General features: G+C 70.8%; 14 protein-coding genes and 2 rRNA genes (1 of these 16 running past the window's edge). 7 read left to right on the top strand and 9 right to left on the bottom strand.

The window, feature by feature from the left end; genetic code table 11:
• Window positions 1–1444: 1444 nt before the first annotated feature.
• Window positions 1445–4240 carry a preprotein translocase subunit SecA gene (gene secA, locus ABD973_RS19915; RefSeq protein ID WP_125594554.1) on the bottom strand — a complete coding sequence of 932 codons (2796 nt, stop codon included), beginning with the start codon at window positions 4238–4240 and terminating at the stop codon, window positions 1445–1447.
• A gap of 226 nt (window positions 4241–4466) precedes the next feature.
• Between secA and ABD973_RS19910 the strand changes: the two genes are divergently transcribed.
• Both ABD973_RS19910 and ABD973_RS19905 read left to right on the top strand, forming a co-directional pair.
• A complete protein-coding gene (locus ABD973_RS19910; protein WP_125594555.1) occupies window positions 4467–5057 on the top strand; it encodes a GNAT family N-acetyltransferase in 591 nt (196 codons plus the stop codon).
• A 9-nt stretch (window positions 5058–5066) separates the two neighbouring features.
• Window positions 5067–6233: a winged helix-turn-helix domain-containing protein gene (locus ABD973_RS19905; protein ID WP_345501254.1), complete on the top strand. Its 1167-nt coding sequence runs from the start codon at window positions 5067–5069 to the stop codon at window positions 6231–6233.
• 33 nt (window positions 6234–6266) lie between these two features.
• Here the strand turns inward: ABD973_RS19905 and ABD973_RS19900 are convergent, their stop codons facing one another.
• From ABD973_RS19900 to mtrA, 6 genes are all read right to left on the bottom strand, one after another.
• Entirely contained in the window at window positions 6267–6998 is a 732-nt protein-coding gene (locus tag ABD973_RS19900) for a response regulator (protein WP_042800977.1), read from the bottom strand.
• A gap of 186 nt (window positions 6999–7184) precedes the next feature.
• On the bottom strand, window positions 7185–7880 hold the full coding sequence (gene hpf, locus ABD973_RS19895; protein ID WP_345501251.1) for a ribosome hibernation-promoting factor, HPF/YfiA family: 696 nt from the start codon (window positions 7878–7880) through the stop codon (window positions 7185–7187).
• A 368-nt stretch (window positions 7881–8248) separates the two neighbouring features.
• The gene (locus ABD973_RS19890) at window positions 8249–8995 is read right to left on the bottom strand and encodes a ComF family protein (protein WP_125821294.1); all 747 of its coding nucleotides are present in this window, start codon (window positions 8993–8995) and stop codon (window positions 8249–8251) included.
• Window positions 8996–9066: 71 nt separating this feature from the next.
• Entirely contained in the window at window positions 9067–10938 is a 1872-nt protein-coding gene (locus ABD973_RS19885; RefSeq protein ID WP_345501249.1) for an LpqB family beta-propeller domain-containing protein, read from the bottom strand.
• Window positions 10925–12838 (bottom strand): MtrAB system histidine kinase MtrB, encoded by a 1914-nt coding sequence (gene mtrB, locus ABD973_RS19880; protein ID WP_125821295.1) that lies wholly within the window; start codon window positions 12836–12838, stop codon window positions 10925–10927. The genes ABD973_RS19885 and mtrB overlap by 14 nt, the downstream gene beginning before the upstream one ends.
• 70 nt (window positions 12839–12908) lie before the next feature.
• Complete coding sequence (gene mtrA, locus ABD973_RS19875) at window positions 12909–13598, bottom strand: two-component system response regulator MtrA (protein ID WP_007264442.1); 690 nt, start codon at window positions 13596–13598, stop codon at window positions 12909–12911.
• A gap of 252 nt (window positions 13599–13850) precedes the next feature.
• Here mtrA and ABD973_RS19870 point away from each other — a divergent pair, with 252 nt between their 5' ends.
• Genes ABD973_RS19870 through ABD973_RS19850 form a run of 5 tightly spaced genes read left to right on the top strand, consistent with a single transcriptional unit; the run spans window position 13851 to window position 19275 of the window.
• Window positions 13851–15140: a hypothetical protein gene (locus ABD973_RS19870; RefSeq protein ID WP_345501246.1), complete on the top strand. Its 1290-nt coding sequence runs from the start codon at window positions 13851–13853 to the stop codon at window positions 15138–15140.
• 7 nt (window positions 15141–15147) lie between these two features.
• Window positions 15148–15810 (top strand): DUF4129 domain-containing protein, encoded by a 663-nt coding sequence (locus ABD973_RS19865; protein WP_345501244.1) that lies wholly within the window; start codon window positions 15148–15150, stop codon window positions 15808–15810.
• Window positions 15807–17006, top strand: a complete 1200-nt coding sequence (locus ABD973_RS19860; RefSeq protein WP_125821298.1) for a DUF4350 domain-containing protein — start codon at window positions 15807–15809, stop codon at window positions 17004–17006. The genes ABD973_RS19865 and ABD973_RS19860 overlap by 4 nt, the downstream gene beginning before the upstream one ends.
• The gene (locus ABD973_RS19855) at window positions 17003–17965 is read left to right on the top strand and encodes an AAA family ATPase (RefSeq protein WP_125821299.1); all 963 of its coding nucleotides are present in this window, start codon (window positions 17003–17005) and stop codon (window positions 17963–17965) included. Before ABD973_RS19860 ends, ABD973_RS19855 begins: the two co-directional genes overlap by 4 nt.
• The gene (locus tag ABD973_RS19850; RefSeq protein WP_345501241.1) at window positions 17965–19275 is read left to right on the top strand and encodes a DUF58 domain-containing protein; all 1311 of its coding nucleotides are present in this window, start codon (window positions 17965–17967) and stop codon (window positions 19273–19275) included. Before ABD973_RS19855 ends, ABD973_RS19850 begins: the two co-directional genes overlap by 1 nt.
• 121 nt (window positions 19276–19396) lie before the next feature.
• On the opposite strand, the gene rrf is transcribed toward ABD973_RS19850, so the two are convergent.
• Window positions 19397–19513, bottom strand: a 5S ribosomal RNA gene (rrf, locus tag ABD973_RS19845).
• A 75-nt stretch (window positions 19514–19588) separates the two neighbouring features.
• Window positions 19589–22032 (bottom strand): 23S ribosomal RNA (locus ABD973_RS19840); it runs 675 nt beyond the window's last position.

Below are 22032 nucleotides of genomic sequence, written 5' to 3'. Positions count from 1 at the left end.
TTCACCTATCCGTGTGGCAGCCCCCCGCCCCCAGGCCCCCGAGCACCCCCACAACACCCCTCAGGTGGACGCCCAAAGCCCCTGCGGGAGGAACCCGATGGAGTACCCCCCGATCACCCTCTCGGCCCCACGCGGAGCCGGGGGCGGGGCGGGGGTGGGAGGAGCGGTATCCCCTCGGACGGTCTCAGAGAGGCGTGGGGGCTTCCCGTCAGTCCCATCGTCCTTCCGGTTCGGGCCGGTCCCTCAAGGGCGCTCCTTCGTCGCGTCACTTCGTGATCGCCTTCGGCGACCCTTGACCGACCGCCCCGAACCGGAAAGCCGAAAGACTGCCGGGAAACCCCCAAAGAAACGGGACGGACGATCCTGGAGGGAGGCCTCCCTCAGCGCTGAGGCGAGGGGCCGGGCGCCGGCCCGCCCGACATACGGCCCCCACACCCGCGATCCGGACCAGGGGCGCGACTACCCGCACCAAAGGTCGATCCGGGCGACCTGGGAAGCCCCCAGACGCGACAGATCGCTACGCGCTCCTGCTGGCATGGCGTCCGACGACCGCCTATGGCTGATACCCGCACGAGAAGCCGATCAGAGCGGCTCATGGGGCACCCAGGCGCGTCAGTTCGCTACGCGCTTCTCTGATCTCGGCGGCCGGCCGCCGTCTTGAGCCGGTCGTCGGCCATACAGAAGACTCACGCGCCCCTTTTGCCCCCGTATGGGGGCCTGTTGTGGGGTCGGATGGCTCTCTGTCGGAGTCTGCGGGTGAAAAAGACATCCGCAGACTCCGGCAAGCCGCCAAAGGCCCGGCGAGAGGGCGGATTCGACCTCCAAAGGGCTTCGTCCGCCCCTCTCGCGGCCCATCCCAGCCCCAGACGGCCGCCGGACGCCAAGCCGGGAGGAGCGCGTAGCGATCTCTCGCGCCCGTCCACTGCCTGGGCTGACCTGGTCGTCCTCTGGCGCGGGTATCAGCCACAGGCGGTCGTCGGACGCTGAGAAACGGGGAGCGCGTAGCGATCTGTCGCGCCTGTCGGCTCCCTGGGCTGTCCTGGTCGGCCTCTCGTGCGGGTGGTCGCGCCCCTGGCCCGGGATCACGGACGTGGGGGGCGGATGTCGGGCGGGCCGGCGCCCGGCTCCTCGTCTCAGCGCTGAGACGCCCGCTCCTCCAAGGATCGTCCGTCCCGTTTCTTCGGGGGTTTCCCGGCAGTCTTTCGGCTTTCCGGTTCGGGTCGGTCGGTCAAGGGTCGCCGAAGGCGATCGCGTAGCGACGCGACGAAGGAGCGCCCTTGAGGGACCGGCCCGAACCGGAAGGACGATGGGACTGACGGGAAGCCCCCAACCATCGATGAGACCGCCCAGCCGGGACCCCCGCCCCCCAACCCCGCCGGGGCCGGACACCGCGTGGTGTCCGGCCCCGGCCGGGTGGGCTGCGGGCCTCGGGGCCCGGTGCGCGTTACTTCTTGCGGCGGCGGCCGCCCGAGGCCTTCTGGGCGCGGCGGCGTTCCGCGCGGGTCAGGCCGTCGCCGCCGGCGGCGTCGGAGTCGAAGTCGCCCTCGACCACGCCGCCCTCACCGTCGACCGTCGGGGCGGAGAAGTGCAGGCGGTCCGGGCGCTGCGGGGCGTCCAGGCCCTTGGCGCGGATCTCGGGGCGGGCCGACGGGACCGGCTCCTTGACCAGGGACGGGGCCGCGTCCTGCACCGGGAGCTCCTCGACCTGCTGCTCGACCTGGACCTCCAGGTTGAACAGGTAGCCGACGGACTCCTCCTTGATGCCCTCCATCATGGCGTTGAACATGTCGAAGCCCTCGCGCTGGTACTCGACCAGCGGGTCCTTCTGGGCCATCGCGCGCAGGCCGATGCCCTCCTGGAGGTAGTCCATCTCGTAGAGGTGCTCGCGCCACTTGCGGTCGAGCACCGAGAGGACCACGCGGCGCTCCAGCTCGCGCATGACCTCCGACCCGAGGGCCTTCTCGCGCGCTCCGTACTGCTCGTGGATGTCGTCCTTGACGGACTCGGCGATGAACTCGGCGGTGATGCCCGCGCGGTCGCCGGCCGCCTCCTCCAGCTCCTCGACGGTGACCTTGATCGGGTAGAGCTGTCGGAAGGCGCCCCACAGCCGGTCGAGGTCCCACTCCTCGGCGAAGCCCTCGACGGTCTCGGCGGCGATGTAGGCGTCGATGGTGTCGTCCATGAAGAAGCGCACCTGCTCGTGCAGGTCCTCGCCCTCCAGGACGCGGCGGCGCTCGCCGTAGATGACCTCGCGCTGGCTGTTGAGGACCTCGTCGTACTTCAGGACGTTCTTGCGGGTCTCGAAGTTCTGGGTCTCGACCTGCGACTGCGCGGACGCGATGGCGCGGGTCACCATCTTGTTCTCGATCGGGACGTCGTCCGGCACGTTGGCCATGGACATGACCCGCTCGACCATCTGGGCCTTGAAGAGGCGCATCAGGTCGTCGCCCAGCGACAGGTAGAAGCGGGACTCGCCCGGGTCGCCCTGGCGGCCGGAGCGGCCGCGGAGCTGGTTGTCGATGCGGCGCGACTCGTGGCGCTCGGTGCCCAGGACGTACAGGCCGCCGAGCTCCTTGACCTCTTCGAACTCGGCCTTGACGGCCGCCTCGGCGCGGGCGAGGGCCTCGGGCAGGGCGTGCGCCCACTCCTCGATGTGCTCCTCCGGGTCGAGGCCGCGCTGGCGCAGCTCCGCCTCGGCGAGGTCGTCCGGGTTGCCGCCGAGCTTGATGTCGGTACCGCGGCCGGCCATGTTGGTGGCGACGGTGACGGCGCCGCGGCGGCCGGCCTGGGCGACGATCGTGGCCTCGCGCTCGTGCTGCTTGGCGTTGAGGACCTCGTGCGGGATGCCGCGCTTGGAGAGCTGCTGCGAGAGGTACTCGGACTTCTCGACCGAGGTGGTGCCGACGAGGATCGGCTGGCCCTTCTCGTGCTTCTCGGCGATGTCGTCGACGACGGCGGCGAACTTGGCGACCTCCGTCCGGTAGATGAGGTCGGGCTGGTCCTTGCGCTGCATGCCCCGGTTGGTGGGGATGGGGACGACGCCGAGCTTGTAGATCTGGTGGAACTCGGCGGCCTCGGTCATGGCCGTACCGGTCATGCCGGAGAGCTTCGAGTAGAGGCGGAAGAAGTTCTGCAGGGTGATCGTGGCGAGGGTCTGGTTCTCGTCCTTGATGTCCACCCCTTCCTTCGCCTCGATCGCCTGGTGCATGCCCTCGTTGTAGCGGCGGCCGGCGAGGATGCGGCCGGTGTGCTCGTCGACGATCATGACTTCGCCGTCGATGACGACGTAGTCCTTGTCGGCCTTGAAGAGCTCCTTGGCCTTGATCGCGTTGTTGAGGTAGCCGACGAGCGGGGTGTTGACCGACTCGTAGAGGTTGTCGATGCCGAGCCAGTCCTCGACCTTGGCGACGCCGGCCTCGTGGATGGCGACGGTGCGCTTCTTCTCGTCGACCTCGTAGTCGCCGGTCTCCTCGATGCCCTTGAGCGGGTTGCCGGCCTCGCCCTTGGTCAGGCGGGTGACGAGCTTGGCGAAGTCGGCGTACCACTTGGTGGCCTGGTCGGCCGGGCCGGAGATGATCAGCGGGGTGCGGGCCTCGTCGACGAGGATCGAGTCGACCTCGTCGACCACGGCGAAGTTGTGGCCGCGCTGCACCAGCTCGTCCTGCGACCACGCCATGTTGTCGCGCAGGTAGTCGAAGCCGAACTCGTTGTTCGTGCCGTACGTGATGTCGCACAGGTACTGCTCGCGGCGCTGGGCCGGCGACATGTTGGCCAGGATGCAGCCGACGCTCAGGCCCAGGAACTTGTGGACGCGGCCCATCATCTCGGAGTCGCGCTCGGCGAGGTAGTCGTTCACCGTGATCAGGTGGACGCCCTTGCCGGACAGCGCGTTCAGGTACGCGGGGAGCGTGCCGACGAGGGTCTTGCCCTCACCGGTCTTCATCTCGGCGACGTAGCCGAGGTGCAGCGCCGCGCCGCCCATGATCTGCACGTCGTAGTGCCGCTGGCCCAGGACGCGCTTGGCGGCCTCGCGGACGGTGGCGAAGGCCTCCGGCAGCAGGTCGTCCAGGCTCTCGCCGTCCTGGTAGCGCTGCTTGTACTCATCCGTGAGCGCGCGCAACTCGGCGTCGGAGAGGTTGACGAAGTCCTCTTCGATGGAGTTGACCTGGTCCGCGATGCGGTGCAGTTTGCGCAGGATCTTGCCTTCGCCTGCACGCATGAGCTTGTTGAAGACGGACACTGAGGCTGGTCTCCTTGCCGGTCGGGCCTGGGCACTTTACGTAGCCGGGCACGGCAGGTGGGCCCCACCGCAACGGCCATCGTAAGCGAGGACGTGGTCGCGTCGGGAGGTCCGCCGTGTCCGCAGGGCACGGGCGCCCGGAATGAGAACGTACGGGGGACGGATTCGGTGCCGGGGTGGACGAAAACCCCTCGCCCGGGTTACCCGGCGCGGCAACAATCCGTTCATGGAACCCGTCACCCTGGCCACCGAGCGCCTCCTGCTGCGCCCCTTCGCCCCCTCGGACACCGAGGAGGTGTACGCCGCCTGCCAGGACCCCGAGATCCAGCGGTGGACGCTCGTGCCCTCCCCGTACGAGCGGGCGCACGCCGAGGCGTGGGTCACGCACGTCTCGCGGAGCGCCTGGTGGGAGGACCGCGAGTACGGCTTCGCGGTGCGGCTCGGTGCGGAGGGCGCCGAGGGGCCGCTGGTGGCCGCGGTGGGGGTGCACGTGCGCGGCGCCCAGGGGTACGAGATCGGCTACTGGGCGGCGAAGGAGCACCGGGGCCGCGGCTACGTCGCCGAGGCGGTGGCCGGGGTCGCCCGGTGGCTGTTCACCGAGGTCGGGGCCGGCCGGCTGGAGTGGCGCGCCGCCGTGGGCAACGCGGCCTCCCGGGCCGCCGCCGAAAAGGCCGGGTTCCGCTTCGAGGGCACCCTGCGCGGCGCGCTCGACCACCGCGGCACCCTGCGCGACTGCTGGGTGGCCGGACTGCTGCCCTCGGACCTCGGCCTGCCCTCGCGGCTGCCGTACCTGCCCGCTGTCAGTGCCACCCCCTAGGGTCGCGGCATGACGACGCTCTCGCTGTCCGCCGACGAGGCCCGCCGGATCGCCCTGCGCGCGCAGGGGTTCCTGGGGGCGCCCGACCGCCGGGGCGGGGTCCGGGGGGTGCTGCGCCATCTGGGGGCGGTGCAGCTGGACACCATCTCGGTCCTGGCCCGCTCGCACGAACTGGTCCCGTACGCGCGTCTGGGCGCGGTGGGCCGGGACGTGGTGGAGAAGGCGTACTGGTCGGACAGCCACGCCTTCGAGTACTGGTCGCACGCGGCGTGCATCCTGCCGATCGAGGAGTGGCCGCACTTCGCCTTCCGCCGCCGGGCGCGGCGGGCGCGCGGCCACCGCTGGCACGTGCTGGAGGACAAGGAGCGTTCGACGCGGGCGGTGCTGGACCGGCTGAAGGCCGACGGTCCGCTGACCTCGTCCGAGCTGGGCGGCGCGAAGAACGGCGGCGAGTGGTTCGAGTGGTCCGAGACCAAGATCGCGGTGGAGTGGCTGCTCGACACCGGTGAGGTGGTGTGCTCCGAGCGGCGCGGCTGGAAGCGGGTCTACGACCTGGCCGAGCGGGCCGTCCCGGACGCGCTGCTCCATGACGACCTGGACGACGCCGAGTGCCTGCGCCGGCTGGTCGCGCTGGCCGGGCGGTCGCTGGGGGTCGGTACGCGCGCCGACATCGCCGACTACCACCGCCTCAAGGGCGAGCAGGTCGACGCGGTGATCGCGGACTCCGGGCTGGTGCCGGTGGAGGTCGAGGGCTGGGGGAAGCCCGCCTGGGCGGATCCGCAGGCGCTTCGGACGGCGCCGCTGGGCCGTCACCGTACGACCCTGCTGTCCCCGTTCGACTCGCTGGTCTGGGACCGGCCGCGGACGGAGCGGATCTTCGGGTTCACGCACCGCCTGGAGGCGTACGTGCCCAAGCCGCAGCGGATACACGGGTACTTCGCGATGCCGCTGCTGGCCGGCGGGCGGCTCCGGGGCCGGGTCGACCCGGCCCGTGAGGGCCGCACCCTGGTGGCCCGCCAGGTCTCCCTGACGGCACCGGGGGCGGCGGGCGCGATGGCGCGGGCGCTGCGGGAGGCCGCGGAGTGGGTGGGCTGCGACGCGGTCCGCGTCGAGCGCGCGCAGTCCCCGGCGGAGGCGGCCGCGATCACCGCGGAGCTGGCGGCGCTGGGCGCCTAGGGGGCGGTGGGGACCCGGCCGGGGCGGACGCGGTCAGCGGATCTCCAGGATCTTCTCCCGCATCGCGTACACGACGGCTTCCATCCGGGAGTGCAGCTGGAGCTTCTCCAGGATGTTGCGGACGTGGTTCTTCACGGTGTTCTCGGAGATGAACAGCTGCTTGGCGATGTCCCGGTTGTTCATGCCCGTGGCCACCAGCTTGAGGACCTCGAGTTCCCGGTCCGTCAGCCGCGGCGCCGGGACCAGCCGGCGCTCGTCGGTGCGCTGGATCATCGACTTGAACTCGGTGAGCAGCTTCGACGCCATCGACGGGCTGATCTGGGACTGGCCGTCGGCGACCGCGCGGATCGCCGTCGCGACCTCGTCCGTCGAGATCTCCTTGAGGAGGTAGCCGGTGGCGCCCGCCTTGATCGCGTCGTAGAGGTCGGCTTCCTCGTCGCTGATCGTCAGCATGATGATCTTCGCGGAGGGGGCGACCTCCTTGATCGAGGTGCACGCCTCGATGCCGCCGCGCCGGGGCATCCGCACGTCCATCAGCACGATGTCGGGCAGCAGGTCGGCGGCCTTGTCCACGGCCTCCGCCCCGTCCCCGGCCTCGCCGACGACCTGGATGTCCTCCTCCTGGGCGAGGACGATCTCCAGCCCGCGCCGGAAGAGGGCGTGGTCGTCGACCACGAGCACCCGGATCGGCTCCCCGGCCGGGTCCTGCGCCCCATGACAGTCGGCGCCGTCGTCGTCGCGCGCCGGCCCGAAGCCGTCCGCCATCGTTCCTCCCCCTGCATGTGCTGAGCTGCTGGGCCAACCCGGCCGGGTCGGCCGCCGGTTGACTGCCCGACATGATTCCATGCCCGCGCTACGGGTCGGGGTGCTGGCGGAATCCGTATGGCTCATACGAGTCATACAGGTGCCCCTGCGGAACGCCTCGCGTTCCGCAGGGGCAATGGTTGAATTTCAGCCTCCGAGCGCGCCGCCCGCGCCCGCTCCCGAGGGCTCCGAGCTGGACGCCCCGTCGGGGTCCACGTGGATGACGCCGTAGTCGTAGGCGTGGCGCCGGTAGACGACGCTGGGCATCTTGGTCTCGGAGTCGACGAACAGATAGAAGTCGTGGCCGACCAGTTCCATTTCGTACAGAGCCTGGTCGAGCGACATCGGCCGGGCCGAGTGGGTCTTCTCGCGGACGATGAGCGGGCCTTCGCCCTGTACCTCCAGGGAACCGATCCGCTTGACCGGGACCCCTTCCTCCGTGTCCTCGTAGACCGGCTCGCCGTTGCTGTTGAGAGTCGCGACGCCGGCGACGTGGTCGGCGACCTCGGCCGCCGAGAGCCGTCCGGTGCCACGGCGGGTGAAGCGCTTGTCGTGCTGCTTGCGCAGCCGGGCCTCCAGCTTGTCCTGTGCCAGGTCGAGCGCCGCGTACGGGTCGGCGGCGGCGGCCTCCGCCCGGATCACCGGTCCCCGCGAGTGCAGGGTGATCTCCACGCGGTCGGAACGGTCGGCCTGGCGCGGGTTGTGCTCCTTGGACACCTCGACGTCCAAGCTGATCACCTTGGCGTCGAGCTTCTGGATCCGGTCCGGATTCAGCTTCTCGGCCACGTGCTTGCGGAACCGCTCGGGCACCTCGGTCTTGCGGCCCTTGACGACGATGTCCACGCAGAACTCCGTTCCCGGAGACCCCCGCTCTGGGCGGCGGAGCGTCTCCCTTTCGCACCAGGCTCCGGTGAACACCGGAGCCTCGGACTTGGCGACTTTCACCTCCTCCTCCCCCATCGGCAAGATCTACATCCCACCGACTTCGGAGTAGAGAGAGCCCCCCTCACAGGTACTGCACACGAAGATTCCAATAAACAGACGGACTGCTGCTCCGATACCCGGGGCCGAAGGTTCGCCAGTTCCTCACAACCGAACATATCTCTCAAAGCCGGTTGTCGGCACCCGCTACCGAAACGTACCTCCGATCAGGTGGGTCTTCCCTCTTACTACCTGCAACGATGCGCATTCCCCCGTGGTTCCAAATCTATTCACAAGATTTTTGCCCGGTCCGGGTTTCCGCCGTTCGGCGCGAAGGAACCCGCCGGAGCGGCGACCACTGCGGCAGCCTCCGCCCGCAGGCCCGCCATGCGCAAGGCCCTCGCCGCCTCCGCGAGCGTGGCTCCGGTCGTGATCACGTCGTCCACCAGCACGATCCGAGCCCCCGCCGCCAGCGCGGCCCCGCCCCGACGCACCTCCAGGGCCCCCGCCAGGTTCTCCTGCCGCTCCCGGGCCCCCAGGCCCGCCTGGTCCGCGACGGCCCGCCGCAGCCGCAGCACGGGCGCCACGCGCGCGGCCGCACCGGCCCCGCGCAGCCGCCCGGACGCGGCCAGGGCGATCCGCCGCGCCGGGTCGTGCCCGCGCGCCCGCACCGCCCGCCGCGCGGAGGGCACCGGCACCAGCACCAGCTCCGCCGCGCCCGCGGCCCGGCCGCCGACGGCACCCGTGCGGGCCACCGCCGCCGCCAGGGCCGTCCCGAGGGGACCGGCCAGGGGCAGCGCCCCGCGCTCCTTGTGCGCGAGCACGACCGCCCGTACGGCGTCCTCGTACCGGGCCCCCGCGTACACCGCGGGCAGCCCCGCCGGGCCCGCCCGCCGCGCCGCGGGACGCACCCGGCCCGCGCCCGTGCCGCTCAGGGCGTCCCGGCACGCCCCGCACAGCACCACGCGGGCGGCCCCGCAGCCGGCGCAGTCCACCGGCAGGACGAGGCCGGCCAGCTCCCGCCACCACTCCCGCACGCATCCACCCTGCCGTGCCGGACGCGGGCCCGCGACCCCTGTGGAAAACCGCCGCCGGAGCGCGCGGCCGCTCAGCCCGGGTAGACCGGCAGCCGGCCGCCCGCCGCGACCGTGCGCCACTGCGCGCCCGACGGCAGCCACACGATGCCGTCCTCGCCGAACCCGACCACCGGCTTGCCCTCGTCCTCCGAGGCCGCGATGGCGCTCAGCCCCGTCGCGCCGGGCAGGCTCGCGGCGACCATCGACCCGTCGGACAGCATGTAGCGGGCCTGGTCCACGCCGCCGCTCTCCCGGCCCACCACCAGCAGCCGGCCGCGCGGCGCCCAGCTCATCGCCGTCACCTCGGCCATCTGCGGGGCCGCCGGGCGCAGCTCGCGCACCGAGACCCGGGGGGAGTCCCCCTTGCCCTCGGGCCGTTCGATCCGCCCGATGAACAGGTTCTTGCGGGTGCCGTCCTTCTCCACCAGGAGCGCGATGCGCACCCCGTCCGAGGAGGCCTTCAGCCCGCTGATCCGCCCGCCGTCGAGCCCGGCGACGTCCACCTTCTGCGGGGTGCCGGTGCCGGCGGGCACCCGCCACAGGCCCTGCGTCTGCGGGTCGAGGTCGGCGATCCACAGGTCGCCCTGGGCGTCCCAGCTGGGCGCGGTGAGCTTCCCGGACCTGCTGGTCAGCAGCGGCTGCTGCGGCATGGGGCCCGCCGTCGTCAGCGTCACCACGAAGAGGTTGTGCCCGTCCTCGGAGACGACCGCGGCACGCTTCTCGTCGTACGTCACGGCCGCCGACCCCACCTTGAAACCGGCGGCGGTGGCCAGCGGGCCGGGGGCCGGCTCCGGCTTGTCCTGCTGCTGCTCGCTGTTGGCGTCGAGCATCATCCGGACGAGCCTGGCGTCCTTGTCCACGTAGTACTGGTGCTCCGGCGACGGCGGCCGGTTGGCGATGGCCGCCGCGGTCGAGCCGGTGACCCAGCACAGCGAGGACTTGCCGTCGGGCTTGAGCAGTTCGACCCGGTCCAGCTTGGAGGTCGTCAGGTCCCGGACGGTGTAGAGGAGTTGGGTGGCCATCTTCTGGCACTGCGGCTGGGCGACGTTCGAGGCGATGCCGTTGAGCGGGACGCGCAGCGTGTTCTGGCCGTCGTACGAGAGGGACTTGGTGCCCTCGCGCAGTTCGCTGCCGGTGGGGAACGCGGTGGAGACGACCGGGCCGAGCCACTTGGAGGGGCCGGTCAGCAGGGACTGCACGGTCTGCGTGGTCGGGTCCATGCGGGAGTCGGGGTCGGTGCGCTGGCGGACGTACACCGGGTCGGCGACGAGGGTGTTGCCGGAGAAGTAGTACTTGTTGACGGGCTTGTAGATGCGCTGGAAGTCGGACTCGCTCAGGACGAGGTTGCTGGGCGGGGTCGCGATCCGCCACTGCTTGTTGACCTGGACCAGCTGGAGGTACTCCTCGTAGCGTCCGCCGCCGCTCTCCGGCTGGTAGGCGCTGCGCTCGTCCACGGTCGCGAGCTTCTTGCCGTAGATCTTCCAGCGCGGTTCCTCGGACTCCTTGTCGCCCGGTGCGGGGACCCGGCCGAGGCCGGCGGAGAGGACGGTGACGGCCGAGCCGGGCCGCCAGCTCGCCGCGGCGCTCTGGGTGAGGTACTTGCGGGCCGTCGCCAGCTGGGGGTCGTCGCTGGTCATGGCTTCGAGGAAGCCGTCGACGATGTCGGCGGGGCTGGCCTTGTCGGCCGGCGGCACGCCGAAGACGCGGACCTGCGAGTCGACGCCCTGCGAGGCCTCCACCCGGCGGATCTCGCCGCGGTCGGGCATGGAGGCGCAGCCGCCGACCAGCAGGCCGACGGCGCCCAGGGCCAGCGCCACCAGGGTGGCGCGGGGCCGGCCGCCCGCCCGGGTCCGTTCGTTCCCTGCGCCCCGGCCGGCTGCCGCCGCCCGCTCAGCGTCCTCCACCGGATCCATCCTCCTGTGCTGCGCTCTGGTCGGCGGGCCTGGCCACGACGCGGGCGCCGTTGCCGGGCAGCGCCGTGGGGTCGGCGGGCACCGGCAGGGCGGTGGTGACCGCCGGCCTGGGCGGTATCGGGTCGCGGTCGGGGCGCTCGGCGCGCCCGTCGGGGTGGCCGCCGGTCCCGCCGGCGCCGCCCGTGCGCCCGGCGGCCTCCGCGGCGGCGCGGGCCCGGTTGCCGCGGGAGTCCTCGGGCTCCAGCGGGATCGGGGATCCGCGCAGGGGCTCGTCGGCGGTGCGGGGCAGGGTGAGGCGGAACTGGGAGCCGCCGCCGGGCTCGCCCCAGGCCTGGAGCCAGCCGCCGTGCAGGCGGGCGTCCTCGACGGCGATGGACAGGCCCAGGCCGGTGCCGCCGGTGGTGCGCGCCCGGGCGGGGTCGGCCCGCCAGAAGCGGTTGAAGACGCGGGTGGCCTCGCCGGGCTTGAGGCCGACGCCGTAGTCGCGGACGGCGACGGCGACGGCCCCGCCGGCCGAGGCGAGGCGGACCACCACGTCGCGGCCCTCGCCGTGCTCGACGGCGTTGACCACGAGGTTGCGCAGCACCCGCTCGACGCGGCGGGCGTCGGCCTCGGCTATGACGGGCTGGGTGTCGCCGAGGACGCGGATCCGGGTGCCCTTGTGCTCGGCCAGCGGTTCGGCGCCGTCGATGACGCGGCGTACGACGTCCCGCAGGTCGATGGGCTCGGCCTGGAGGTCGGCGGCGCCCGCGTCGAAGCGGCTGATCTCCAGCAGGTCGGAGAGGAGCGACTCGAAGCGGTCGAGCTGTCCGGCGAGCAGTTCGGCGGAGCGGGCGGTGACCGGGTCGAAGTCGACGCGGGCGTCGTGGATGACGTCGGCGGCCATGCGGACGGTCGTCAGCGGGGTGCGCAGCTCGTGCGAGACGTCCGAGACGAACCGGCGCTGCAGTCGGGACAGGTCCTCCAGCTGCTGGATCTTGTTCTGGAGGTTCTGCGCCATCTTGTTGAAGGCCTCGCCCAGACGGGCGATGTCGTCCTCGCCGGTGACCTTCATCCGCTCCTGGAGCCGTCCGGCCGAGAGCCGCTCGGCGACCCCGGCGGCCATCCGGACCGGAGTGACGACCTGGCGCACCACGAGCCAGGCGATGGCGCCGAGCAGCACGACCACGAACACCCCGGCCGTGGCGATGGTGACCTTGACCAGGTTGAGGGACTCCTCCTCCTGGGTGAGCGGGAAGAGGTAGTAGAGGTCGTACGGGTCGCCGTTGATGTCGGTGAGCCGCTTGCCGATGACCAGCGCGGGCTCCGGGAGCTTCTCCCCGGCTCCGGCGGTGTAGCGGATCTGCGAGAAGGTCTTGAAGGTGCCGGTGGCGTGGTTCACGGAGCGGCGCAGGGCGAGCGGGACGCTCGCGGTGGGGTCGACGTTGCCGGAGGCGCGGGCGCCCTTGACGCCCTGGGCGCCGGGGGCGGTCTGTTCGCCGGTGCCGGTGCCGGCGCCGAGGGCCACCACCTCGAAGGCGGTCTGGCCGCCGCTGGCGAGCTGTTTGACGAGCGAGTTCATCCAGGTGCTGGCGTCGCGGCCGACCTTGTTGTCGGTGGCGTCGGGGCCGTCGGCGGCGAAGGGCGTGTTGGCCTTCTCCTGTGCGACCGCGAACCCTCCGGCGGCCTGGCTCTGGGCGGCCTCCTCCTTGGCGTCGAGGAGTCCCTTGGAGACCTGGGCGATGACGACGAAGCCGAGCGCGAGGACCACGGCGAGCGACATCAGCAGGGTGGCGGCGACCACCCGGAGCTGGATGTTGCGCCGCCAGATGCGGACAGCCGGAAGCAGCGGCCGGCGCACGAGGCGTACGAACAGCCGCAGGAGGGGGCCGCCGGGTGCTCCGTCGGCCATGTGACGGAGCTGCCGGCCGCCCCGCAGGACTCCCCGCCGGGAGCCGCCCCGGGCCTTGCCGGGCGGCACCTCAGCTGGGTCCGGCCTTGTAGCCGACACCGCGCACCGTCACGACGATCTCGGGGCGCTCCGGATCCTTCTCGACCTTGGAGCGGAGCCGCTGCACGTGCACGTTGACCAGGCGGGTGTCCGCCGCGTGCCGGTAGCCCCAGACCTGCTCCAGCAGCACCTCGCGGGTGAAGACCTGCCAGGGCTTGCGGGCGAGCGCGACCAGCAGGTCGAACTCCAGCGGGGTGAGTGCGATGGAGGCGCCGTCGCGTTTGACCGAGTGGCCTGCGACGTCGATGACCAGGTCACCGATGACGAGCTGCTCGGGCGCGGGCTCCTCCGACCGGCGCAGGCGGGCCCGGATGCGGGCCACCAGCTCCTTCGGCTTGAACGGCTTGACGATGTAGTCGTCGGCGCCCGACTCCAGGCCGACCACGACGTCCACGGTGTCGCTCTTGGCGGTGAGCATGACAATAGGCACGCCCGACTCGGCCCGGATCAGCCTGCAGACCTCTATGCCGTCCCGTCCGGGCAGCATGAGGTCGAGCAGCACCAGGTCCGGCTTCGCCTCCCGGAAGGCAGCCAGTGCCTTGTCACCGTCCGCTACGAACGACGGCTCAAAACCTTCTCCACGCAGCACAATGCCGAGCATCTCGGCCAGCGCGGTGTCGTCGTCGACGACAAGGACGCGTCCCTTCATGGTTGACATCATCCCATTAGCTAATCGTTACCCGGCGGTGAGCTGCCCCACAGCCAAAAGGGCTGGAAATCACCCCTCGGACCTGCGTGGAGATCAGGACGACCAGTCTGCCCCGGATCCGAGCGACAATTGAAGGGCGGGAGCGGCGCGCGATCCGGGGGCAGCCGGTGATCCGGGGACGGCCCGACCGATCCGAGCGCCCCCATGGCACGATGGCAGCCGACCAGCGCGCCCGCCACGGCAGGTGCACGTGAAGGAGCGACGATGACTGACTCTCCGGGCTGGGCCGCGCCCGGATCCCCGTCCGACGGCCAGGGCTCCGACGCCGACCGGCCGGCCGCTCAGCCCACCGGCACGGGGAACGACACCGGCACCGGCACCACCTCCGGCGAGGGCACCACGCCCGCACAGGCCCCCGGCCCCACCGCCGACGCGAAGTGGTCCGCAGCACAGCCGCCGCCCGGACAGTGGACCAGCCCCGCCACCGGCCCCACCGCGCAGCCCGCCGCCCCTCCCGCACCCCAGGCGCCCGCCGCCGGCTGGGGCACCCGCCCCGGCAGCCCCTACCAGTACCCCGGCGGCTGGGGCAGCACCCCGCCCGCCGCCAAGCCCGGCATCATCCCGCTGCGCCCCCTCGGCCTCGGCGAGATCCTCGACGGCGCCGTCGGCACCCTGCGCGGCCACTGGCGCTCCGTCCTCACCATCAGCCTCGTCGTCGCCGCCCTCTCCCAGGTCGCCCTGCTGGCCATCCAGCGCACCTGGCTGAACGACCTCCCCACCGCCGACGAGAACCTCACCCCCTCCCAGGCCGTCAAGCTCATGGGCGACACCGCCGTCGTCTACGCCACCCAGTACTTCCTGGAACTCCTCGGGCTGATCCTCGTCACCGCCCTGCTCGCACCCGTCGTCAGCCGCGCGGTCCTCGGCCAGGCCTCCACCCCCTCCGACACCCTCAAGGCCGTACGACCCCTCGCCCCGCGCATGCTCGCCCTGACCGGCCTGCTGCTCCTGGGCGCCGTCGCCGCCCTCCTCCTCCCGGCCCTCCCCGGCATCCTCACCGGCAGCGCCGCCCTCACCGCCCTCGGCATCCCCGTCGGCTTCGTCCTCCTCGCCTGGTTCTACGTCACCTTCGTGCTGGCCCCGCCCGCACTGATGCTGGAACGCGGCTCGGCCGCCGCCGCCCTCAAGCGGTCCGCGAAGCTGGTCAGGGGCTCCTGGTGGCGGATCTTCGGCATCAGCCTGCTCATCTGGCTGATCCGCACCATCACCGCCATGGTCATCGTCATGCCCTTCGCCGGCATCGCCCTGCTCGTGTCCCCCGAGGGCCTCTCCGGCCTGCTGGACGGCACCGCCGCCCTCAGCTGGAGCTTCCTCCTCATCAGCGCCATCGGCGGCGTCGTCGCGGCCACCGTCACCGTCCCGATGCAGACGGGCGTCACCACCCTCCTCTACATCGACCAGCGCATCCGCCGCGAAGCCCTCGACCTGGAGCTCGCCCGCGCCGCCGGCCTCCACGGCTACGGCACCCCCACCGCCGAACGACCCGGAGGCTGACACGCCGATGAGCACGGGGGGACTCATCACCACCGCCGCAGGCGACACACCACCACTGACCACCCCGCGCGACGCCGCCCGCGAGGCGGCCGAACGCGAGCTGGCCAAGCCCGCCTACCACCAGGACGAGCCCGGGCTGCTCCAGCGCGCCCTGGACCGCTTCTGGGACTGGCTGGGCGACTTCCTCGACCGCGCCTCCGGAGCCACCCCCGGCGGCTGGGCCGGCCTCCTCACCATCGCCGTACTGGTCCTCCTCGTCATCGCCGCCCTCTGGTGGCGCCTCGGCACCCCCCGCCGCACCCCCACCGGCACCGCCGCCCTCTTCGACGAAGGCCCCCGCAGCGCCGCCGACCACCGCACCACCGCCGACGCCCACGCCGCCGCCGGCCGCTGGAACGAAGCCATCCAGGAACGCATGCGCGCCCTCGTCCGCGCCCTGGAGGAACGCACCCTCCTCGACCCCCGCCCCGGCCGCACCGCCGACGAGGCCGCCGCCGAAGCCGCGCTCAGCCTCCCCGCACACGCCGCCGGCCTCCACGCCGCCGCCCGCACCTTCGACGACGTCACCTACGGCGGCCGCACCGCCGACGCCGACGCCTACGCCCGCCTGCGCACCCTCGACCTCACCCTGGAACGCACCAAGCCGCTCCTGACGGGACCCGCCGCATGACCGGCCCCAGCGCCCCCGCCCCCACCTCCACCACCCCCACCGGCCCCCAGCGCTGGGCCCGCGCCCGCGGCCTCCTCCTCGCCCTCGGCATCCTCCTCGCCGCCGCCGTCACCCTCGCCGCCCTCCAGACCGGGGACCACCACGGCCGCCTCGACCCCCGCTCCGCCGACCGCGACGGCAGCCGCGCCCTCGCCCAGCTCCTGCGGGAACGCGGCGTCACCACCCGCGTCGTCACCAGCGCCGAAGAAGCCGCCGCCGCGACCGGCCCCCGCACCACCCTCCTCGTCACCGACCCCGACCTGCTCGGCGAACCCCAGCGACGCGCCATCCGCTCCGCCATCGACCTCTCCGGCGGCCGCACCGTCCTCATCGCCCCCACCAGCCTCAGCCTCCCCGACCTGGCCCCCGCCACCCACACGAAGTCCTTCGCCCACCGCGACGACCTCGACCCCGGCTGCGCCCTCCCCGCCGCCACCACCGCCGGCCGCGCCGGCACCGGCGACGGCCTCCGCTACACCACCACCCACCCCGCAGCCACCGCCTGCTACCCCAGCGACGGCCACCCCACCCTCCTCGTACTCCCCAGCACCACCAAGGGCGGCGACACCGTCCTCCTCGGCTCCGAACGCCCCCTGCTCAACCAGCACCTCGCCGAACAGGGCAACGCCTCCCTCGCCCTCCAGCTCCTCGGCTCCCGCCCCGACCTCGTCTGGTACCTCCCCACCCTCGCGGACATGCCCGCCGACACCCCCGCCGACGAGAAGAGCCTCCTCGACCTCGTCCCCTCCGGCTGGCTCTGGGCCCTGCTCCAGCTCTTCGCGGCCGCCACCCTCGCCGCCCTCTGGCGCGCCCGCCGGCTCGGCCCCCTCGTCACCGAGAACCTCCCCGTCGCCATCCGCGCCTCCGAGACCACCGAGGGCCGCGCCCGCCTCTACCGCAAGACCTCCGCCCGCGACCGCGCCGCCACCGTCCTGCGCGCCGCCGCCCGCGAACGCCTCGCCGCACTGGTCGGCGTACCACCCGCCCAGGCCCACGACCCCGCCACCCTGGTCCCCGCCGTAGCCGCCCGCCGGCCCCACGCCACCGGACCCGACCCGGCCACCACCCTCTTCGGCACCACCCCCGCCGACGACGCGGCACTCGTCGCGCTCGCCGACCACCTCGACGCCCTCGAAAGAGAGGTCCGCACCTCATGACGGCCACCACGGACAGCGCCCGCTCCTCCCTGGAAGCGCTCCGCACCGAAATCTCCAAGGCCGTGGTCGGCCAGGACTCCGCCGTCACCGGACTCGTCGTCGCACTCCTGTGCCGCGGCCACGTCCTCCTCGAAGGCGTCCCCGGCGTCGCCAAGACCCTCCTCGTCCGCGCCCTCGCCGCCTCCCTCGAACTCGACACCAAACGCGTCCAGTTCACCCCCGACCTGATGCCCAGCGACGTCACCGGCTCCCTCGTCTACGACGCCCGCACCGCCGAGTTCTCCTTCCAGGACGGCCCCGTCTTCACCAACCTCCTCCTCGCCGACGAGATCAACCGCACGCCCCCCAAGACCCAGTCCTCCCTCCTGGAAGCCATGGAGGAACGCCAGGTCACCGTCGACGGCACCCCCCGCCGGCTCCCCGACCCCTTCCTCGTCGCCGCCACCATGAACCCCGTCGAATACGAGGGCACCTACCCCCTCCCCGAAGCCCAGCTCGACCGGTTCCTCCTCAAACTGACCGTCCCCCTCCCCTCCCGCGAAGACGAGATCGGCGTCCTCACCCGGCACGCCGCCGGCTTCGACCCCCGCGACCTGCACGCCGCCGGCATCCGCCCCGTCGCAGGCGCCCGCGAACTCGAAGCCGCCCGCAAGGCCGTCGAGAACACCACCGTCTCCCCCGAGATCGCCGCCTACGTCGTCGACCTCTGCCGCGCCACCCGCGAATCGCCCTCCCTCACCCTCGGCGTCTCCCCCCGCGGCGCGACCGCCCTCCTCGCCACCTCCCGCGCCTGGGCCTGGCTCACCGGCCGCGACTACGTCACCCCCGACGACGTCAAGGCCCTCGCCCTGCCCACCCTCCGCCACCGCGTACAGCTGCGCCCCGAAGCCGAGATGGAAGGCGTCACCGCCGACTCCGTCATCTCCGCGATCCTCACCCACGTCCCCGTCCCCCGCTGATGGCCCTCACCGGACGCGCCGCCCTCCTCGCGGCCCTCGGCAGCCTCCCCGTAGGCCTCCTCGAACCCAGCTGGACGGGCCTCCTCGCCGTCAACGGCACCATCGGCCTGGCCTGCGCCGCCGACTACGCCCTCGCCGCCCCCGTACGCGCCCTGCGACTCACCCGAACGGGTGCCACCACGGTCCGCCTCGGCGACACCGCCGACGTCGGCCTCACCATCACCAACCCCGGCACCCGCACGCTGCGGGCCCGCATCCGCGACGCCTGGCCCCCCAGCAGCTGGCACCCCGGCACCGAAACCGACGCCTCCCGCCACACCCTGACCGTCCCCGCCGGCGAACGCCGCCGCCTCACCACCCGCCTGCGCCCCACCCGGCGCGGCGACCGCAAGGCCGCACTCGTCACCGTCCGCTCGTACGGCCCGCTCGGCCTGTGCGCCCGCCAGGGCAACCACGACGTCCCCTGGACGGTCCGCGTCCTGCCGCCCTTCACCAGCCGCAAGCACCTCCCGTCCCGCCTCGCGCGCCTGCGCGAACTCGACGGCCGCACCAGCCTGCTGACCCGCGGCGAGGGCACCGAGTTCGACAGCCTCCGCGACTACGTACCCGGCGACGACACCCGCTCCATCGACTGGCGCGCCACCGCCCGCCAGCACAAGGTCGCCGTCCGCACCTGGCGCCCCGAACGCGACCGCCACATCCTGATCTGCCTCGACACCGGACGCACCTCGGCCGGACGCGTCGGCGACGCCCCCCGCCTGGACTCCGCCATGGACGCCGCCCTCCTCCTGACCGCCCTGGCCACCCGCGCCGGCGACCGCGTCGACCTCCTGGCCCACGACCGCCGCCCCCGCGCCCAGGTCCAGGCCCGCTCGGCCGCCGACACCCTCCCGGCCTTCGTCGACGCCATGGCCGGCCTCGAACCCGAACTGGTCGAGACGGACGCCCGCACCCTCGTCTCCACCATCCTGCGCAGCGCCCCGCGCCGCTCCCTGGTGGTCCTCCTGACGAGCCTGGACGCGGCCCCCGTCGAAGAGGGCCTCCTCCCGCTCCTCCCGCGGCTCACCCAGCGCCACACGGTCGTCCTGGCCTCCGTGGCCGACCCCCACATCGCCGCCATGGCCGAGGCCCGCGGCTCCCTGGACTCCGTCTACGAGGCCGCCGCGGCCACCCAGACCCAGTCCCAGCGCCGCCGCACCGCCGACCAGCTCACCCGCCACGGCGTCCACGTCGTCGACGCCACCCCCGACACCCTGGCCCCCACCCTGGCCGACACCTACCTCGCCCTGAAGGCAGCGGGCCGGCTCTAGGGGTTACCCGAAGGGCCCGTTCGGGGACACCGTCACCGCCGGCCGCTGCCGGAGCTGCAAAACGGCCCGTAAACGCAGAAAAGCCCCGCACCAGAAGGTGCGGGGCTTTCCCACAATGATTGTTCGGCGGCGTCCTACTCTCCCACAGGGTCCCCCCTGCAGTACCATCGGCGCTGAAAGGCTTAGCTTCCGGGTTCGGAATGTAACCGGGCGTTTCCCTAACGCTATGACCACCGAAACACTATGAAGTTTGAACTCCAGCCGGCAAGGCGAGTTCGTTACTTCAGAACTAACACAGTGGACGCGAGCAACTGAGGACAAGCCCTCGGCCTATTAGTACCAGTCAGCTCCACCCGTTACCGGGCTTCCACATCTGGCCTATCAACCCAGTCGTCTACTGGGAGCCTTACCCTCTCAAGGAGGTGGGAATACTCATCTTGAAGCAGGCTTCCCGCTTAGATGCTTTCAGCGGTTATCCCTCCCGAACGTAGCCAACCAGCCATGCCCTTGGCAGGACAACTGGCACACCAGAGGTTCGTCCGTCCCGGTCCTCTCGTACTAGGGACAGCCCTTCTCAATATTCCTACGCGCACAGCGGATAGGGACCGAACTGTCTCACGACGTTCTAAACCCAGCTCGCGTACCGCTTTAATGGGCGAACAGCCCAACCCTTGGGACCGACTCCAGCCCCAGGATGCGACGAGCCGACATCGAGGTGCCAAACCATCCCGTCGATATGGACTCTTGGGGAAGATCAGCCTGTTATCCCCGGGGTACCTTTTATCCGTTGAGCGACGGCGCTTCCACAAGCCACCGCCGGATCACTAGTCCCGACTTTCGTCCCTGCTCGACCCGTCGGTCTCACAGTCAAGCTCCCTTGTGCACTTACACTCAACACCTGATTGCCAACCAGGCTGAGGGAACCTTTGGGCGCCTCCGTTACCCTTTGGGAGGCAACCGCCCCAGTTAAACTACCCATCAGACACTGTCCCTGATCCGGATCACGGACCGAGGTTAGACATCCAGCACGACCAGAGTGGTATTTCAACGGCGACTCCACAACCACTGGCGTGGCTGCTTCAAAGTCTCCCACCTATCCTACACAAGCCGAACCGAACACCAATATCAAACTGTAGTAAAGGTCCCGGGGTCTTTCCGTCCTGCTGCGCGAAACGAGCATCTTTACTCGTAGTGCAATTTCACCGGGCCTATGGTTGAGACAGTCGAGAAGTCGTTACGCCATTCGTGCAGGTCGGAACTTACCCGACAAGGAATTTCGCTACCTTAGGATGGTTATAGTTACCACCGCCGTTTACTGGCGCTTAAGTTCTCAGCTTCGCAACCCCGAAAGGTCACTAACCGGTCCCCTTAACGTTCCAGCACCGGGCAGGCGTCAGTCCGTATACATCGCCTTACGGCTTCGCACGGACCTGTGTTTTTAGTAAACAGTCGCTTCTCGCTGGTCTCTGCGGCCACCCCCAGCTCAGAGAGCAAGTCTCATCACCAGGAATGGCCCCCCTTCTCCCGAAGTTACGGGGGCATTTTGCCGAGTTCCTTAACCATAGTTCACCCGAACGCCTCGGTATTCTCTACCTGACCACCTGAGTCGGTTTAGGGTACGGGCCGCCATGAAACTCGCTAGAGGCTTTTCTCGACAGCATAGGATCATCCACTTCACCACAATCGGCTCGGCATCAGGTCTCAGCCTTAACGTGTGACGGATTTGCCTACCACACGGCCTACACCCTTACCCCGGGACAACCACCGCCCGGGCTGGACTACCTTCCTGCGTCACCCCATCGCTTACCTACTACCACCTTGGATCGCCGGCTCCACCACTTTCCATTCCCCGAAGGGTCCGGAACGGCTTCACGGGCTTAGCATCAGAGGATTCGATATTGGGCGTTTCAAAGCGGGTACCGGAATATCAACCGGTTGTCCATCGACTACGCCTGTCGGCCTCGCCTTAGGTCCCGACTTACCCTGGGCAGATCAGCTTGACCCAGGAACCCTTAGTCAATCGGCGCACACGTTTCTCACGTGTGTATCGCTACTCATGCCTGCATTCTCACTCGTGAACCGTCCACAACTAGCTTCCGCTGCTGCTTCACCCGGCACACGACGCTCCCCTACCCATCACAGCGGGCGTTGGCCCTATTGCTGCAATGACACGACTTCGGCGGTACGCTTGAGCCCCGCTACATTGTCGGCGCGGAATCACTTGACCAGTGAGCTATTACGCACTCTTTCAAGGGTGGCTGCTTCTAAGCCAACCTCCTGGTTGTCTCTGCGACTCCACATCCTTTCCCACTTAGCGTACGCTTAGGGGCCTTAGTCGATGCTCTGGGCTGTTTCCCTCTCGACCATGGAGCTTATCCCCCACAGTCTCACTGCCGTGCTCTCACTTACCGGCATTCGGAGTTTGGCTAAGGTCAGTAACCCGGTAGGGCCCATCGCCTATCCAGTGCTCTACCTCCGGCAAGAAACACACGACGCTGCACCTAAATGCATTTCGGGGAGAACCAGCTATCACGGAGTTTGATTGGCCTTTCACCCCTAACCACAGGTCATCCCCCAGGTTTTCAACCCTGGTGGGTTCGGTCCTCCACGAAGTCTTACCTCCGCTTCAACCTGCCCATGGCTAGATCACTCCGCTTCGGGTCTAGAGCGTGCAACTCAATCGCCCTATTCGGACTCGCTTTCGCTACGGCTTCCCCACACGGGTTAACCTCGCTACACACCGCTAACTCGCAGGCT

Source organism: Streptomyces racemochromogenes (genome assembly GCF_039535215.1).
GTDB classification, from domain to species: Bacteria; Actinomycetota; Actinomycetes; order Streptomycetales; family Streptomycetaceae; genus Streptomyces; species Streptomyces racemochromogenes.
The sequence above is the reverse complement of the archived record's forward strand: the minus strand, read 5'-3'. Positions and strand labels throughout refer to the sequence as shown.